We start from the raw sequence: 15494 nt of genomic DNA on the forward strand, positions 1-15494 counted from the left end.
GGGGGGGGGGGGGGGGGGCCCCCCCCCCCCCCCCCCCCCCCGCGGGGGGCGCGCCCCGCCCCACGACGATATCCTGCCGGTTCATGTTGACCAGCTCCGGATCGACCTTGGCGCCGGTCCAGCCGCCGCGGAGGATGGTCTCGATGGTCAGGCCGGCCGAGGCATAGGCGCCGCGCAGCCAGGCCTCGTCCAGCGCGGTCAGGTCCTCGGGGATGTTCGGATTGTTGGTCCAGTAGCGGTCGCCCGGATACAGGGTCAGATCGATCGTCCCGTTCTTCATGCCGGCCAGGGTGTCGTCGTTGATCAGGTAGTACGACGACGCCAGCCGGCCGCCGGGGCGCAGCACCCGGCCGATCTCGGCGAGGTAATGCGCAACGTCATCCGGATACATGTGGGTGAAGACCGACCACAGCGAGACGACATCGAAGGAATTGTCCGGGAAGGGCAGGACGAACTTCGACGGCGGAATCGCGCCGGAATGATTGTAGAACTTGTTGAACAGGTCGACATGGATGAAGGTGAACCGGAAGTTCCGCGGCGTGATGTTGCGGCTGCACCACCGCACCTGGTCCCGGTCGATGTCGAGGCCGATGTAGCGGGCCGTGTCGTCCAGATAGGACAGCAGCGGAATCGTCTTGCGCCCCATGCCGCTGCCGATGTCCAGCATGACGGCGTCGCGGTCGAGTTGCAGCACGTCGCGGTAGAAGTGCAACGCCTCCCGGCCGTTCTGCGTCCAGACCTCCCGGCCCCGCGGGCCGTCGCGCATCAGGCGCAGCGGCGGCATCACCTGATCCTGCGCACCGCGGTCGACGAAGTCCCGGATCGCCCAGGGAACGTCCCGGATGACGGAAAAGACCGGCGCCGGGACAATGTTCTTGATGGTCTGCTTGATGCTCATAAACCCCACCTTCCAGGGCAGTCGACAAAGCACGTCTGCAACAGCCGCATGCTTCAACCCGTTCGCGGCACAATCCTGTTCGCCTGCCTTTGCCCCAGCAGCCGGGTCATGGCCGGAGCCAGCCGGAGCGTCAGGAACACGATGATCAGAAAGAGGTCATCGATCTTCCATTGCAGCAGGTTGTTGCAGATCAGGAAAACGACTTTGTAGGTGATGATGTTGATGGCCAGGACATACCGGTTGCCGCCCTTCTCGACAACCAGCCGGAACAGGAAGGCCTGGACCACCACCGTGAACCCGTCGACCGCCGACCAGAGGAAGAGGCCGGGGTAGCGGAAGGCATCATAGCCCCAGACCGACATCGGCAGCCGGAAGCCGCCCGACCCCGTGTTCAGGTCCGCGCCGATGATCCACTTCGTGTAGTTGGCTGGATTCCATTGGAAGTCGTAGGGTATCAGCCCGCCGAACACCGTCATGCCCATGGTCGGGTCCGGTCCCGCCTTGTGGTAGGCGTCCATGAACCACCAGAGGTCATAGATGTCCGACAACCCCTCGATGATCGCGTCGAATCCGACCTCGCTCTTCAGCCCCAATACATAGAATAGAATCTGGTTCACGGCAGAGCCGAAGGTGAAGACCAGCACATACGCCGCCACGCCGACGACGACCCAGCCGAGGCGAGCACGGATCACCAGCAGGATCAGCAGCCCCTCGACGATCGGCTGGGCCGCCGCGCCGCGGCGCAGCGACAGCATCGCCAGCACCGCGGCGCACCCCATCAGGCCCAGCAGCAGGATCATCATGATCCGCCCGACATTGACGCGCCCCGGCAGCAGCAGGATCCCGACCAGCGTCCCGACCTGGTACAGCACCATGCCGCCCCGGAACAGCGGCATGTAGGGTGCCGCCCGGGCGGTGTATTCGCCGCCGAAATACTTGGCGACCAGCGGGTTTTCGGCAAAGGCCGGGACGATACCGGTGAGCACGTAGAACGCGCCGATGAAGACTGCCGCCCCGGCCAGCATCAGCATGGCCGCGATGACCAGCATCAGGCCGGCCCCCCGGTTCACGTCATCGACCAGCAGACGGTTGAACACCGCGTAGCCGCGCGAGGCGGACAGCATCCGGATCGTCGCGACCGCCGACAGGCACGTCACCGCCGACCCGATCGCGAGGATCATGAGGAAGGATTCGGCGGTGCCCTGGCCCAGCCCATTCGCCGAGATGTATTGCTCCGTCCACCAGAAAGCGCCCCAGCCGACCGCGATGGCGACGAAGGGAATGGACAGGACGAACGGCACGTTCCGGATGCTGGGATAGACGAAGAACGACAGCATCTTGGTCGTGCCGATCAGCAGCAGGGCGAAGCCCATCCAGGACAGGCCCGGCAGGCTCCACGAGAAGGTGTAGAGATAGCCGTCGCTGGTCATTTCGTGGCGTTCGCCAAGTCCCCGAGCCCGCGCAGGGTGATGCGGAAGATCAGCGCGGAGGAGGCGGCGAAGATGGCAAAGACACCGATGATGACCAGCAGCAGCAGCGGCTTCGGCGAGGTCGGATCGACCGATACCGTCGGCGGGTCGATCACGTCGATGGCGAAGGGCGTGTCGCCCTGCACCGCCAGCTGCCGGCGGCGCTGCTCGACCAGCAGCGGGATCAGCGTGTCGCGCATGGTCAGGTCGGTGGTCGAGGACAGCAGGGCGTTGATGCGGCTGATCAGGGACGAGATCTGGTTGGCGATCTGCTCGCGGTTGACCTGGTCGTTGTCGGCGATGACGGTGCGCAGCACATACAGCGCCGCCTGCGGATCGGTGTGGTCGTAGGTGACGACCTGGGCGTTGCTAGCAACGCCGGCCTTCATGTTGATGCTGTCCTGGATCGCGTCCCGGATCCGGTCGGCGCTGGGTGGGGTGTAGGGCGGCAGGCCGGCGGCCTTCGCCACCTGCGCCTTGACCCAGGCGGCCGGCCCTCGCGGCGGCACCCAGCTCCGGGTCTCGGGATCCCATTCATTGGCGAAGAAGGCCTGGAGGAACTCCGGATCCTGCAGCAGGCGTTCGGCCAGCGTGGTGCTGGCCAGCGTCTGCATGAACCGGTCGAATTCGGGCGGCGCCTTCTGCCCGCCGAACAGCAGGCTGGCCACGCCCTGGGTGGAATCGCCGCCGAGCAGGCGCTGGTCGGGCTTGTCCGCGATGATCGGCATGATGATCGCCGATGCCGTGTACTTCTTCGGGCTGACCAGGATGAAGGCCACGGCAGCGGCCTCGCACAGGATCAGCGTCACGAGAATGAACAGCCAGGGGCGTTCGAAATAAACCGAACGATACCAGCGGAAGGGGGCGCTCAACCAACGCATCAGATGACCGTTATCCAGACTGTTTGCAGAAAACGCGCAGCGCAGGGCGCTGCAGCGTCGTACGACTTCGATCACCACGCGTCGGCGGTCAGGCCGGCACCCGACCGGCATCGGCATCCTTCGGCGGCGGCGGGATATTGCCTCACGCCCCTAACGATGTCTATACGGCCAGATGAAAACGTCACCTGAAAATAAGAGACCCCAGCCGGCCCAGTAAAGGCGGAAGAATTACCTCAATCCTGCCGCAATTTTGCCGACTTCAGCCAGCCAGATGCTTGCTCTGCATGAGACCACGTTGGTCGATGGGATGTTGTCCAACGGCCCACTCCAATGCAGGTTGCCTTGACCGGCGCCGTGCCGCAGCAGAGACGCCGGAGCAAAGTCGGCTCTGATGCGTTTCAGGTCGGTTCGGCGTGTCAAGCGACGCCCGGCCGACAGCAGGATGCTTGCCACACTCTTCTAGGAATGAATGCGACTGGCCCACGATGCCGAATTCCCGTACAAATGCTGCATTGCACAAGATGATGAGATGGGCATGATGTCCTTGGACGCGGAGAAGGCTATGTCTGCGGGACAGAAGATTGCCGAGGATCGCGTCGCGCTGGTCATTCCGACGCTGAACGCGGCGAAACATCTCGACACCCTGCTTCCGGCCCTGCGGATGCAGTCCTTCCAGCCGCGATCCGTCCTCGTCATCGATTCCAGCTCGACCGATGACACGGTGGCCCGCTTCCAGGCGGCCGGGGCCGAGGTGGTGGTCATCCCGAAGTCGCAATTCGACCATGGCGGCACCCGCCAGCGCGCGGTCAACCGCCTGTCGCCGCGGATCGAGGTGGTCGTCTTCCTGACCCAGGATGCGGTGCCGGCCGACAGCGAGACCCTCGCCCGGATCGTCGCCGCCTTTGCCGACCCCGAGGTCGGCGTCGCCTATGGCCGGCAGCTGCCGCATCTCGGCGCCGGGGCGATCGAGGCCCATGCCCGGCTGTTCAACTATCCGCCCGAAAGCGCCGTGCTTCGGCCGCAGGATGCCGCGGCCGCCGGGATCAAGGCGAGCTTCTGCTCCAACTCCTTCGCCGCCTATCGCCGGCGGGCGCTGGAGATGGTCGGCGGCTTCCCCTCCGGCACCATCTTCGGCGAGGACGCGGCGGTGACCGGCCGGATGCTGCTGTCGGGCTGGGCCAAGGCCTATGTCGCCGACGCCCAGGTGCATCATTCGCACAGCTACGGCCTGGGCGAGGAGTTCCGCCGCTATTTCGATGTCGGCGTGATGCACGCCCGCGCCCCCTGGCTGCTGGAGCGCTTCGGCAAGGCCGAGGGCGAAGGGAAACGCTTCGTGCAGTCGGAGCTGCGCCACTTGGCCCGGCACCAGCCGATGGCGATCCCGTCCGCCATCCTGCGCACCGTGATCAAGCTCGCCGCCTATCACTGCGGCCGCCGCGAGGCGCGGATCCCGCGCCCGCTGAAGCGCCGGATCAGCCTGAACCGGCGCTACTGGGCCTGATGGGCGCGGGGACGCCGCCCCGCACGGGTGTGGCATAGGCCCCTCTTCCCGGCCGGTCCGCGATCTGCTTTAGAGAGGTGATGAGCAAGCCAGCCCCCGACCGTCCGACACCCGACCGTCCCAATGCGGCGCAGATCGCGTCGCCCTCCTACCGCCTGCCGGAGCTCGACCAGGACTTCCTGCTCGGCGATTCCATGCGCGGCGTGCGCCTGATGCTGGAATACGCCAAGGCCGAAGAATCCCTGCGCGCCTGGGGCGTGCGCTCCACCATCGTCGTCTTCGGCAGCGCCCGCGCCACCGAGGACGGGCCCGGCCGCCATGCCCATTGGTACGCCCAGGCGCGCGCGTTCGGCCGCATCGCGTCCGAGCGCGGCGGCGCCCTGACCGACCATGGGGGCCTGCGCGACAACGTCATCGCCACCGGCGGCGGCCCCGGCATCATGGAGGCGGCGAACCGCGGCGCGGCCGAAGCCGGCGCGCCGACCATCGGCTACAACATCACCCTGCCGCATGAGCAGGAGCCGAACGCCTATTCCACCCCGGCCCTGACCTTCCGCTTCCACTACTTCGCCATGCGCAAGATGCACCTGGCGATGCGGGCCAACGCGCTGGTGGTGTTCCCCGGCGGCTTCGGCACCTTCGACGAGCTGTTCGAGCTCCTGACCCTGCGCCAGACCGGCAAGTCCTCCTCGCCTCTGCCGATCGTGCTGTTCGACGAGGCCTATTGGCGCGCCGTGATCGGCTTCGACGCGCTGGTCGAGCACGGCATGATCGACGCCCGCGACCTGCAGCTGTTCCACTTCGCCGACAGCGCCGAGGGGATCTGGTCGATCCTGGCCGAGCAGGGGCTGAAGCGGCGGTCGTGACCGCCCGGCCTGCGGCATTTAGCGAGATGTTTGCTCGGATATAACGACGCTGTAAGATCGCGCCCGACAGGCCGGCACCCGCCCGGCCGGCAATCGGGAACAGGACCATGCGGATCACACGACGCGGCTGGCTCGGCGCGCTCCTGGCCGGGGCGCTGGGGGCGGCCATCGGCTTCGGCGCGCCGGCCAGCGCCCAGGCGCAGGACATCACCGTCTTCGCCGCCGCCAGCCTGAAGGACGCGCTGGACTCGATCAACACCCAGTGGCAGGCCGATGCCAAGCACAAGGCCACCATCTCCTACGCCGCCAGCTCGGCGCTGGCGAAGCAGATCGAGGCCGGGGCCCCGGCCGACGTCTTCATCTCGGCCGATCTCGACTGGATGAAGTATTTGGCCGACCGCAAGCTGATCAAGCCGGAGACGCAGGCGACCCTGCTGGGCAACCGCATCGTGCTGGTGGCGCCGAAGGATTCGACGGTGCAGTTGACCATCGCGCCGAATTTCGAGCTGGCCAAGGCGCTCGGCGACGGCCATCTGGCCATGGCCGACGTCAAGGCGGTGCCGGCCGGCAAATACGGCCAGGCGGCGCTGGAGACGCTCGGCGTCTGGGCCTCGGTCAGGGACAAGGTGGCGCAGGCCGAGAATGTCCGCGCCACCCTGGCGCTGGTGTCGCGCGGCGAGGCTCCGCTCGGCATCGTCTACCAGACCGACGCCGCAGCCGATCCGGGGGTCAAGGTCATCGGCACCTTCCCGGCCGACAGCCACCCGCCGATCCTGTACCCGGTGGCGGTTCTGGCCAGCAGCAGCAAGCCCGAGGCCCAGGCCTTCGTCGACTATTTGAAGTCGGCCGCCGCCAGGCCGCTGTTCGAGAAGCAGGGCTTCACGGTGGTGACGCCGTAACGACCGCCATTCCGGAGCGTCCGCAACCTTCCATGTCGTGCCCGGGCTTGACCCGGGCATCCAGGGCGGCCAGTGCTGCTCTCGATGGCCCCTGGATCGCCGGGTCGAGCCCGGCGATGACATAAGAGGGGATGCGACCGCGAGAAAGCGCAATTGTTCGACTTCACCCCCGACGAGCTGACCGCGATCCTGCTGAGCCTGAAGGTCTCGCTCTGGGCCATGGCGGTCAGCCTGCCGCTCGGCGTGCTGGTGGCACTGGCCCTGGCGCGCGGCCGGTTCTGGGGCAAGTCGATCCTGAACGGCGTGGTCCACCTGCCGCTGGTGCTGCCGCCGGTCGTCACCGGCTACATCCTGCTGCTGCTGTTCGGCAAGATGGGGCCGGTCGGCTCCGTCCTCGCCCAGGTCGGCATCGTCTTCTCCTTCCGCTGGACCGGCGCTGCCCTGGCGGCCGGGGTGATGGGCTTCCCGCTGATGGTCCGCGCCATCCGCCTGTCGATCGAGGCGGTGGACCGCCGGCTGGAGGCCGCGGCCGGCACACTGGGCGCCTCGCCCGTCTGGGTGTTCCTGACCGTCACCCTGCCCCTGATCCTGCCCGGGGTGATCGCCGGGGCCATCCTGGCCTTCGCCAAGGCGATGGGCGAATTCGGCGCCACCATCACCTTCGTCTCCAACATCCCCGGCCAGACCCAGACCCTGCCATCCGCGATCTACACCTTCACCCAGGTGCCGGGCGGCGACCTCGGCGCGCTGCGCCTGACCCTGGTCTCGGTCGTCCTCTCGATGGCCGCCCTGCTCGCCTCCGAGGTGATGGCCCGGCGCGCCGGCGTGCAGGTGCACGCGACATGACCCTCGAGGTCGACATCCGCCACCGCCAGGGCGATTTCACGCTCGACATCGGCTTTCGCAGCGAGGGCCGGCTGACCGCGCTGTTCGGCCGCTCCGGCGCCGGCAAGACCTCGGTGGTCAACGTCATCGCCGGGCTGGTGCGGCCGCAGCACGGAAGGGTGGTGGTCGACGGCCGCCCGCTGGTCGACACCGAGCGCCGCGTGTTCCTGCCGCCGCACCGCCGACGCATCGGCTATGTCTTCCAGGAGGGCCGGCTGTTCCCGCATCTGACGGTGCGGCAGAACCTGCTCTACGGCCGCTGGTTCACGCCGAAGGCGGAGCGCGGCGCCGAGTTCGGCCGCGTCGTCGAGATGCTCGGCATCGGCCCCCTGCTCGATCGCCGGCCGGCGCTGCTGTCGGGCGGCGAGAAGCAGCGCGTGGCGATCGGCCGGGCCCTCCTGTCCAGCCCGCGCCTGCTGTTGATGGACGAGCCGCTGGCCTCGCTGGACGAGGCGCGCAAGGCCGAGATCCTGCCCTATGTCGAGCGGCTGCGCGACGAGGCGCGGATCCCGATCATCTATGTCAGCCACGCCCTCGGCGAGGTGACCCGGCTGGCCACCACGCTGGTGGTGCTGGCCGAGGGCCGGGTGGCCGCGTCAGGGCCGGTGGCCGAGGTGATGGGCCGGGCCGACCTGTTCCCGCGGGCCGAGGCCGGCGCGGTGCTGGAGGCCGCGGTCGAGGACCATGACGACCGCTGGCAGCTGACCCGGCTGCGCGTCGCCGCCGGCTTCCTGACCGTGCCACGGGTCGAGCTGCCGCCCGGCAGCCGGGTGCGCATCCGCATCCGCGCCCGCGACGTGATGCTGGCCACCCGCGCGCCGGACCATCTGAGCGCGCTGAACGTGCTGCCGGCGACGGTGACGGCGATCACCACCGGCGACGGCCCGACCGCCGATATCCGCCTGGACTGCGCCGGCGACGGGCTGGTGGCCCGGCTGACCCGCCGTTCGGTCGAGGCGCTGGAGCTGGCCCCCGGCCGGCCGGTGCATGCGGTGATCAAGAGCGTCGCCTTCGACCGCCACAGCATCGGCGGCGCCCTGCGCAGCGGCCCGAACGGCGCCGATGCGGAGCTGGAGAGCGGCTGAGCTGCCGCTCTCGCATCGAGCCGCAGGAGGGGCCCCCTCGGCGCGGCACGGGGGCTCCGTTTGCGCAGCCCCTGTCAGTAGCTCAGCCCGGCACCGAAGCGGTACAGCGGCGCCCGGCTGTCATAGGGCGCGTCCGAGGCCTGGGCCAGGACGGCGGCCATCGACGACGGCAGCTCGAAGGGCAGCCGGCCGCGCGGCCGGGCCCGGCCCTGCAGCACGTCGAGCAAAGCGTCGTCGGTGATGCCGAAATTGCCGATCAGCGCCGTCGCCCGGTCGCGCACATTCCCCAGGATCGCCGGCCGGTCCAGATAGACCGTGACGATGGTCGGCACCGCCGCCGCGGCCCGTTTGATCGCCTCGTAATCGGCGTCGCCGTCGCGGAAATCCAGCCGCCCCTCATGCTGCCGGCTGCCGAAGGTGTAGTTCGGGTGCAACGTCTCGAACGGCGCCGCCGCCCGCACCAGGGCGAAATCGGCAAGGCGCGGGTCGGCGACCACGGTGAAGCCATGCGCCCGCACCGTCGCCGCGTCCACGCCGTGCAGCCAGACCCGCCGCAGCGACGGGCTCAGCGGCAGGATCGGGCGGCGATTCTGCCCCGGCCGCCAGGCGCTGCCATCCGCCGCCGCCACCAGCGGCCCGCGGGCGGCGGGACGGTTCTCCAGCAGCACCAGCGAGGCCTGTTGCGCCGCGCGCCCCTCGGCCGTGAAGCGGGCATTGCCGGCGATGCGCCCAGCCGCCGCCGCGTCGACATAGGGGTTCTCGAACAGGCCGAGCTGGAACTTCTGCACCAGAATGCGGACCACCGACTGGTCCAGGCGCCGCTCGCTCACCTGGCCGTCATGCACCGCCTGCACGATCGGCGCCGGGTCGTCGTTGGTGCCGCCGAACTGGTCGATGCCGGCGTCGATCGCCTTGACGAAACGCTGCTGGACCGTGGCCTGCTCCATCCCCCAGGGCGTGCCGAAGCCGGCGAAGCCCGGCGCCTGCCCGTCCGGCCAGCCGTCACGGCAGTTGGCGTCGCAGTCCTGGGTGATCGCCCAGTCGCTGAGGATCAGCCCGTCGAAGCCGTAGCGGCCGCGCAGCAGGTCGGTCAGCAGCTGCTTGCTGAAGCCGGCGCCGACGCGCTCGAGCGGCCGGCCGAACAGGGTCAGGCCGGAGGGCGGCACCGAATAGGTCGGCATCACCCCGGCCACGTCGGCGGCGAAGGCGCCGTGGAAGGCGCGGACATGGTCCTGGAAGCGGCCGGCCGGGAAGGTCAGGTCCTGGCCGTAGTGGTTGTGGCCGTCGAAGCCGTCGACCGCGGCGCCGTAGCCGACCCAGTGCTTGACCACAGCGACGACGCTGCCGCGGTTCAGGCCGCGCTCGCCGTTCTGGAAGCCGGCGACATAGGCCTCGACCAGGCGGCTGGCCAGGTCCGGATCCTCGCCGAAGGTGCCGTTGATGCGCGGCCAGCGCGGCTCGGTCGACAGGTCGGCCTGTGGCGACAGAGTCATGCGCAGGCCGATCGCCTCGTATTCCTGCCGGGCGATGTCGCCGAAGCGGCGCACCAGCCGGGGGTCGCCGATCGCGGCCAGGCCGGTCGTCTCCGGCCATTGCGAGAAGGCGTTGTTCGCGACGCTGGCGCCGGGGACGTACTGGAAATGGTTGCGGGGGTCGGAAGCGAGCATCACCGGAATGCCCAGCCGGGTCTGCTCGGCCACTGCCTGCGCCTGGTTGGCGGCCTGGGCCTGGGCCTGCGCCGTGCCGGCCAGGCGGCTGATCATGGCCCCGACATGCCGGCCGCCGATCAGCGCCGACAACGAATCCGCAGTCCAGCCGTCGCCCGTCGCGGTCGACGCCGCCGTGGCGTGCAGCATCTGGCCGGCCTTCTCCTCCAGCGTCATGCGCCGGACCAAGTCCTGCGCCCGCAGCGCGGCCGGCAGGCGGCGGTCCTCATAGGGGTCCAGGCGGCCATTGCGGTTCAGGTCGCGGTACTGGAACCCTCGCTCCGACAGGATCGGGGCCAACCTCGACTCCAGGGGCGGCGCGGCGTCGGCGAGCGCCGAGCCGGCCGCCAGCCATCCACCGAGGCCAAGCATGGCGACGGCGGGCCAGGTTCGTGACAAGGGCATCTTCTCTCCCCTCTGCTGGGTTGCTGATTCCGAAACTCGTTTTGCTAAACCTACCAATCACTCGGTAAGTTTACCAAGCCGGAACCGGCGCGGCGCTCTGCAAGGCGGCGCGGCCGTGCTAGAGAGCGAGATGCGTTCGAAGACCCCCGCCGATCCGACCGCGCACCCCGAAGGCCCGAAGACCCGGCGGTCGCCCAAGGGGCAGCAGCGGCGCCAGCAGATCCTGGATGCGGCCATGGAGATGTTCGCCCAGGGCGGCTATGCCGGGACCTCGATCGCCTCGATCGCGGAGAAGGCGGGCCTGACCCTGCCCGGGCTTCTGCACCATTTCCCCAGCAAGATGTCGCTGCTGCTGGCGGCGATGGAGGAGCGCGACCACGAGACCGGGCGCCTGCTCGCCGCCGAGACGGAGGATCGCGACCCGCGGACCGGCCGGCGGCTCTCCCCGGAAGGGCTGACCTGGCGGCGGGTGCTCGACGACGCCCGCCGGGTGGTGCGCCACAACGCCGGCAAGCGGAACCTGGTCCAGGTCTTCGCCATCCTCAACGGCGAGAGCCTGATCGACGGCCATCCGGCGCAGCCCTTCTTCCGCCGGCGCTCGGCCTATCTGCTGTCCTTCATGCAGGCAGCCTTCCGGGCCGGCATCGACGCGGGGGAGCTGCGGCCGGACCTCGACCCGCAGCAGCTCGCCTATGAGCTGATCGCGATGATGGACGGGCTGCAGATCCAATGGCTGCGCGACCCCGACACCGTCGATCTGGCCGCGGGCTTCGACGCCTATATCCGGCGCCTGGAGCAGAGCATCCAGGCCCGGCCAGGCGGCGCCGGGCCGGACGGTTGACCACACGCTATATTCTATGGAATATATCGCTTCGGGCATTCGGGCACTCCCCGACAGCCTCCCAGGTTGCGTGCCGGTCCCGTCCCAAGCCCGGCGCGCGGCCCAGCCTTGCGGGGCGGCGGTTCTTCCGCCGCCCCTTTTTCTTGAACGGGCCAGAATCGTTCCCATATCGGGAACATCGCTGTTGATCCCAGATTGGGATCACCCTACGATGTCCCATGCAGATCATCGCGAAGCGGACGCTGAAGCAGTTCTGGGAGACCCATCCCCAAGCGGAAGTGCCGTTGCGGAACTGGTTCACGCTGGTCAGCAAGGCGGAATGGGCCGGGCCGGCCGAGGTGAAGGCGATGTTTGGCACGACCGTCGACTTCCTCGGCGACAACCGCCTGATCTTCGACATCTCGGGGAACCGCTATCGGCTCATCGTCCATGTCGCCTACCCGTTCCGCCGCGTGCTGATCGAGTTCGTCGGGACGCACAAGGACTACGACAAGATCGACCCGGAGACCGTGTGATGAACATCCGTCCGATCCGCACCGAAGAAGACTACGACTGGGCGATCGCTGAGATCGCCCGGTACTTCGAGGCTCAGCCCGATCCCGGCACGCCGGATGGCGATCGCTTCGACGTCCTCGCGGCCCTGATCGAAGACTACGAGGCGAAGCACTGGCCGATCGAGCCGGCCGATCCCGTCGACGCTATCCGCTATCGGATGGAAACGGGCGGCTTCCGGCAAGCCGATCTGGCCCGGGTGCTCGGCTCGCGGTCCCGAGCCTCGGAAATCCTGAATCGCAAGCGGCCGCTGACGATCGACATGGCATGGCGTCTGCACAAGGAATGGAAGATTCCCGCCGAGGCGCTCATCGTCCCCTATCATACCGGCGCGTGACCCGACGCCGGCCCAAGGTTTGTCGACAAACTGCATTCCACCGGCCTATCATCCGGGCCGGATCGAGAGGCAGGGAAGGGCACGTCTTTGGCGCGACCGGCGAAACCACAGGACAAGAGCGCCGAAGCCGGCGAGACCAAAGCCCGCGGCGGCGGCGTCGCCAAGGTCTATGAGGCGCTGAAGCACGACATCCTCGACCTGGTGCTGGCCCCCGGCTCGGCGCTGGACGAGACCCGCATCGCCGAGCGGTTCGGCCTGTCGCGCACGCCGATCCGCGAGGCGCTGGTGCGGCTGGCCGCCGACGGGCTGGTCGCCACCCTGCCGAACCGCAACACCATCGTCGCGCCGATCGACTTCTCCACCCTGCCCGCCCATTTCGACGCGCTGACCCTGATGCACCGGGTCACCACCCGGCTGGCTGCCCTGCGCCGCAGCGCCAAGGACCTGGAGGAGATCCGCCTGCACCAGACCGCCTTCGGCCGGGCGGTGGCGGCGGCCGACGCGATCGGCATGGCTGACGCCAACCGCGACTTCCATCTGGCGATCGCCCGCGCCGGCCGCAACCGCTACTACACCGAGCTGTTCGGCCGGCTGCTGGACGAGGGCCGGCGGTTGAACCGGATCTACTACGCCTCCTTCGACGACCACCTGCCGGCCGAGTTCGTGGCCGAGCACGATGCGATCATCCAGGCCATCGTCGAGCGCGACGCCGACCGCGCCGACGGCCTGGCCTGCGCCCATGCCGGGCAGGTGGTGCGCCAGATCCAGGGCTTCCTGGCCAGCGGCGTCGCCGGCGACGTCGTCCTGGGCCCGACGGCCGAGCCCGCCCAGCCCGCGATGCCGGCCTGAGATGGCCGGCATCGCCATCATCGGCGGGGGCGTGATCGGCTGCGCGACGGCCACTTGGCTGGCGGCCGACGGGCACGAGGTCACGGTCTATGAACGCCGGCCGGAGGACCGCCATGCCTCCGCCGGCAATGCCGGGCTGCTGGCCTTCCCCGAGATCACGCCTTTGGCCCGGCCGGGCGTGCTGAGATCGGTGCCGCGCTGGCTGATGGACCCGCTAGGCCCGCTGGCCCTGCGCTGGCGCGACCTGCCGGCGCTGACGCCCTGGCTGCTGCGCTTCCTGGCCGCGGCCCGGGCGGAGCAGGTGGAGCGGTCGACCGCGGCGCTGGGCGGGCTGATGCGCGGGGCGCTCGACGACCATCACGAGCTGGCCCGCCGCGCCGGCTTGTCGGGCCATCTGCGCCAGACCGGGGCGATCGACATCTACGACACCGAGGCCAGCTTCCGCGCCGCCCTGCCGGAATGGGAGCTGCGCCGTCGCCTCGGCGGCTACGACTTCGAGCCGCTGACGCCGGACCAGGCCCGCGCTTTGGTGCCCGACCTCGCCAGCGGCTTCGCCCGCGCCGTGCTGTGCCGGGCCTATTGGATGGTCGACAGCCCGCTCGGCGTACTGCAGGGCCTGCGCCGTAGCCTCGGCGACCGGCTGGTTGCGGGCACGGTCTCTTCCGTCGAGTCCGGTGCGGAGAGCGTCGCGGTCCGGCTGGCCGGCGGCACGTCCCGCAGCTTCGACAAGGTCGTGGTCTCCGCCGGCGTGTGGTCGCGCGAGATCGTCCGCGGCCTCGGCCTCAAGGTGCCGCTGGAGACCGAACGCGGCTACAACACCACGATCCCGGAAGCGCCGCTGCGCCTGCCGATGCCGGTGGTGTTCGCCGATCACGGCTTCGTCGCCTCGCCGCTCTCCGACGGCCTCCGCATCGGCGGAGCGGTGGAGCTGGCGGCTGTCGATGCCCCCGCGAACCTCGCCCGCGCCCGGTCGCTGCGGCAGAAGGCCAGGGCCTATCTGCCGGCGATCCCGGAGGCCGGCGGCACGGAATGGATGGGCCGCCGCCCCTCCACCCCCGACAGCCTGCCGGTGATCGGCCAGCATCCACGCGACCCGCGCATCGTCTTCGCCTTCGGCCATGGCCATCTCGGCCTGACCCTGTCGGCCGCCACCGCCCGCCTCGCCGCCGGCCTCCTGTCCGGCACGCCGGCCCCCGCCGCTTTCGGCATCGAACGGTTCCAGTGAGAGTGCCATGACCAAGAGCAGCTTCTTCTGCATCGACGCCCACACCTGCGGCAACCCGGTCCGCGTCGTCGCCGGCGGCGCCCCGCCCTTGAAGGGCGCGACGATGAGCGAGAAGCGCCAGGCCTTCATCGCCGAATACGACTGGATCCGCACCGGGCTGATGTTCGAGCCGCGCGGCCATGACGTGATGTCGGGGTCGATCCTCTATGCCCCGACCCGCGACGATGCCGATGCCGCCATCCTGTTCATCGAGACCTCCGGCTGCCTGCCGATGTGCGGCCACGGCACCATCGGCACGGTGACGGTGATGGTCGAGGAAGGGCTGGTGCGGCCGAAGGTGCCGGGCAAGCTGCGGCTGGAGGTGCCGGCCGGCATCGTCGACGCCGAATACGAGCAGGACGCCGCCGGCCACGTCACCTCGGTGCGCATCCGCAACGTGCCGTCCTTCCTTTACAAGGAGAAGCTGGAGTTCGAGCTGCCGGAGATCGGCCCGCTGGTGGCGGACATCGCCTATGGCGGCAACTTCTACGCCATCATCGAGCCGCAGCCGGGCTATGCCGACCTGGAGGCGCTGTCGGCCGGCGAGATCCAGCGCCTGTCGCCGATCGTCCGCCGGGTGGTGAACGAGCGCGCCGACATGGTGCATCCGGAGGACCCTACCATCCGCGGCCTGCGCCATGTGCAATGGACCGGCCGGCCGAAGCATCCGGAGGCGCATGCCCGCAACGCCGTGTTCTACGGCGAGAAGGCGATCGACCGGTCGCCCTGCGGCACCGGCACCTCGGCCCGCATGGCCCAGCTGGCGGCGCGCGGCCAGCTGAAGACCGGCGACGCCTTCGTGCATGAAAGCATCATCGGCAGCCTGTTCCACGGCCGGGTCGAGGGCACGGCCAAGGTGGGGCCCTTTGACGCGATCATCCCGTCGGTCGCCGGCCAGGCGTGGCTGACCGGCTACAACACCATCTTCCTCGACGACCGCGACCCCTTCGTCCGCGGCTTTACGGTCATGTGACGGCGGCGCCCGCTCCGCCACTGTATGGGCCGGAGCCACCGCCCCCCCCCCAAAAACGGCGCGGCGTTTAGCAAACACCCCCC

At 69.3% G+C, this 15494-nt stretch carries 15 protein-coding genes; 11 read left to right on the forward strand and 4 right to left on the reverse strand.

What is annotated here, in order from left to right:
- From AAHM41_RS33060 to AAHM41_RS33070, 3 genes are all read right to left on the reverse strand, one after another.
- A partial coding sequence (locus tag AAHM41_RS33060) for a class I SAM-dependent methyltransferase (protein WP_342240888.1) occupies window positions 1-898 on the reverse strand: 898 nt, incomplete at its 3' end.
- A 53-nt stretch (window positions 899-951) separates the two neighbouring features.
- Window positions 952-2328 (reverse strand): hypothetical protein, encoded by a 1377-nt coding sequence (locus AAHM41_RS33065; RefSeq protein WP_342240889.1) that lies wholly within the window; start codon window positions 2326-2328, stop codon window positions 952-954.
- On the reverse strand, window positions 2325-3248 hold the full coding sequence (locus AAHM41_RS33070; RefSeq protein ID WP_342240890.1) for a hypothetical protein: 924 nt from the start codon (window positions 3246-3248) through the stop codon (window positions 2325-2327). The genes AAHM41_RS33065 and AAHM41_RS33070 overlap by 4 nt, the downstream gene beginning before the upstream one ends.
- A gap of 562 nt (window positions 3249-3810) precedes the next feature.
- Between AAHM41_RS33070 and AAHM41_RS33075 the strand changes: the two genes are divergently transcribed.
- From AAHM41_RS33075 to modC, 5 genes are all read left to right on the forward strand, one after another.
- The gene (locus AAHM41_RS33075; RefSeq protein ID WP_342240891.1) at window positions 3811-4749 is read left to right on the forward strand and encodes a glycosyltransferase; all 939 of its coding nucleotides are present in this window, start codon (window positions 3811-3813) and stop codon (window positions 4747-4749) included.
- An 80-nt stretch (window positions 4750-4829) separates the two neighbouring features.
- On the forward strand, window positions 4830-5615 hold the full coding sequence (locus AAHM41_RS33080) for an LOG family protein (protein ID WP_342240892.1): 786 nt from the start codon (window positions 4830-4832) through the stop codon (window positions 5613-5615).
- 107 nt (window positions 5616-5722) lie between these two features.
- Window positions 5723-6514 carry a molybdate ABC transporter substrate-binding protein gene (modA, locus tag AAHM41_RS33085; protein ID WP_342240893.1) on the forward strand — a complete coding sequence of 264 codons (792 nt, stop codon included), beginning with the start codon at window positions 5723-5725 and terminating at the stop codon, window positions 6512-6514.
- A 153-nt stretch (window positions 6515-6667) separates the two neighbouring features.
- A complete protein-coding gene (gene modB / locus AAHM41_RS33090; protein ID WP_342240894.1) occupies window positions 6668-7360 on the forward strand; it encodes a molybdate ABC transporter permease subunit in 693 nt (230 codons plus the stop codon).
- Window positions 7357-8484, forward strand: coding sequence for a molybdenum ABC transporter ATP-binding protein (gene modC, locus AAHM41_RS33095; RefSeq protein ID WP_342240895.1), 1128 nt, complete (start codon window positions 7357-7359; stop codon window positions 8482-8484). The genes modB and modC overlap by 4 nt, the downstream gene beginning before the upstream one ends.
- A 74-nt stretch (window positions 8485-8558) precedes the next feature.
- On the opposite strand, the gene AAHM41_RS33100 is transcribed toward modC, so the two are convergent.
- Entirely contained in the window at window positions 8559-10595 is a 2037-nt protein-coding gene (locus tag AAHM41_RS33100; RefSeq protein ID WP_342240896.1) for a glycoside hydrolase family 3 protein, read from the reverse strand.
- A gap of 130 nt (window positions 10596-10725) precedes the next feature.
- Here AAHM41_RS33100 and AAHM41_RS33105 point away from each other — a divergent pair, with 130 nt between their 5' ends.
- The 6 genes from AAHM41_RS33105 (at window position 10726) to AAHM41_RS33130 (ending at window position 15411) form a co-directional block, all read left to right on the forward strand.
- Complete coding sequence (locus AAHM41_RS33105) at window positions 10726-11436, forward strand: TetR/AcrR family transcriptional regulator (protein ID WP_342240897.1); 711 nt, start codon at window positions 10726-10728, stop codon at window positions 11434-11436.
- Between the two features lie 218 nt (window positions 11437-11654).
- The gene (locus tag AAHM41_RS33110) at window positions 11655-11951 is read left to right on the forward strand and encodes a type II toxin-antitoxin system HigB family toxin (RefSeq protein ID WP_342240898.1); all 297 of its coding nucleotides are present in this window, start codon (window positions 11655-11657) and stop codon (window positions 11949-11951) included.
- Entirely contained in the window at window positions 11951-12325 is a 375-nt protein-coding gene (locus AAHM41_RS33115; protein WP_342240899.1) for a helix-turn-helix domain-containing protein, read from the forward strand. The genes AAHM41_RS33110 and AAHM41_RS33115 overlap by 1 nt, the downstream gene beginning before the upstream one ends.
- An 87-nt stretch (window positions 12326-12412) precedes the next feature.
- Window positions 12413-13174 carry a GntR family transcriptional regulator gene (locus tag AAHM41_RS33120; RefSeq protein ID WP_342240900.1) on the forward strand — a complete coding sequence of 254 codons (762 nt, stop codon included), beginning with the start codon at window positions 12413-12415 and terminating at the stop codon, window positions 13172-13174.
- 1 nt (window position 13175) lies between these two features.
- The gene (locus AAHM41_RS33125; protein ID WP_342240901.1) at window positions 13176-14399 is read left to right on the forward strand and encodes an NAD(P)/FAD-dependent oxidoreductase; all 1224 of its coding nucleotides are present in this window, start codon (window positions 13176-13178) and stop codon (window positions 14397-14399) included.
- Between the two features lie 7 nt (window positions 14400-14406).
- Window positions 14407-15411, forward strand: a complete 1005-nt coding sequence (locus tag AAHM41_RS33130; RefSeq protein ID WP_342240902.1) for a 4-hydroxyproline epimerase — start codon at window positions 14407-14409, stop codon at window positions 15409-15411.
- The last annotated feature ends 83 nt before the right edge of the window (window positions 15412-15494 follow it).

This window comes from Inquilinus sp. OTU3971, from assembly GCF_038440215.1.

Excerpts from the sequence above, each read along its gene's own strand:
- AAHM41_RS33065 (WP_342240889.1), bottom strand. The coding sequence starts at position 2,328 with ATGACCAGCGACGGCTATCTCTACACCTTCTCGTGGAGCCTGCCGGGC.
- AAHM41_RS33070 (WP_342240890.1), bottom strand. The coding sequence starts at position 3,248 with ATGCGTTGGTTGAGCGCCCCCTTCCGCTGGTATCGTTCGGTTTATTTC.
- AAHM41_RS33075 (WP_342240891.1), top strand. The coding sequence starts at position 3,811 with ATGTCTGCGGGACAGAAGATTGCCGAGGATCGCGTCGCGCTGGTCATT.
- AAHM41_RS33080 (WP_342240892.1), top strand. The coding sequence starts at position 4,830 with ATGAGCAAGCCAGCCCCCGACCGTCCGACACCCGACCGTCCCAATGCG.
- modA (WP_342240893.1), top strand. The coding sequence starts at position 5,723 with ATGCGGATCACACGACGCGGCTGGCTCGGCGCGCTCCTGGCCGGGGCG.
- modC (WP_342240895.1), top strand. The coding sequence starts at position 7,357 with ATGACCCTCGAGGTCGACATCCGCCACCGCCAGGGCGATTTCACGCTC.
- AAHM41_RS33100 (WP_342240896.1), bottom strand. The coding sequence starts at position 10,595 with ATGCCCTTGTCACGAACCTGGCCCGCCGTCGCCATGCTTGGCCTCGGT.
- AAHM41_RS33105 (WP_342240897.1), top strand. The coding sequence starts at position 10,726 with ATGCGTTCGAAGACCCCCGCCGATCCGACCGCGCACCCCGAAGGCCCG.
- AAHM41_RS33110 (WP_342240898.1), top strand. The coding sequence starts at position 11,655 with ATGCAGATCATCGCGAAGCGGACGCTGAAGCAGTTCTGGGAGACCCAT.
- AAHM41_RS33115 (WP_342240899.1), top strand. The coding sequence starts at position 11,951 with ATGAACATCCGTCCGATCCGCACCGAAGAAGACTACGACTGGGCGATC.
- AAHM41_RS33125 (WP_342240901.1), top strand. The coding sequence starts at position 13,176 with ATGGCCGGCATCGCCATCATCGGCGGGGGCGTGATCGGCTGCGCGACG.
- AAHM41_RS33130 (WP_342240902.1), top strand. The coding sequence starts at position 14,407 with ATGACCAAGAGCAGCTTCTTCTGCATCGACGCCCACACCTGCGGCAAC.